Source organism: Lactobacillus nasalidis, assembly GCF_016587775.1.
Taxonomy (GTDB): domain Bacteria; phylum Bacillota; class Bacilli; order Lactobacillales; family Lactobacillaceae; genus Lactobacillus; species Lactobacillus nasalidis.
Map to the genome: position 1 here is coordinate 1 of NZ_BOCG01000018.1, position 370 is coordinate 370.

At 58.4% G+C, this 370-nt stretch carries 1 protein-coding gene; it reads left to right on the plus strand.

Features of this window, described 5'->3' with window-relative positions:
* The coding region (locus lacNas_RS00160; RefSeq protein ID WP_373868154.1) for an N-acetylmuramoyl-L-alanine amidase family protein at nucleotides 1-370 on the plus strand (370 nt) is incomplete at both ends.

A 370-nucleotide genomic window follows, 5' to 3' on the forward strand; every position in this document is an offset into this window, starting at 1 on the left:
CGGCAAAAAGTACTACTTCGCTGCTGACGGCAGCTTGCTCACCGGCTGGCAGACTATCGACGGCAAAAAGTACTACTTCGCTGCTGACGGCAGCTTGCTCACCGGCTGGCAGTCCATTAGCGGCAAAAAGTACTACTTGGCCACCGACGGCCACATGCTCACCGGCTGGCAGACCATTAGCGGCAAAAAGTACTACTTGGCCGCTGACGGCCACATGCTCACCGGCTGGCAGACCATCAAAGGCAAGAAGTACTACCTGGCCGCTGACGGCCACATGCTTACCGGCCCGCAAAAAATCGGCAGCAGCCGCTACCTGCTGGGCAAAAGCGGACAGCTGCAGACTGGCCTGCACAAATACGGCAGCTACTGG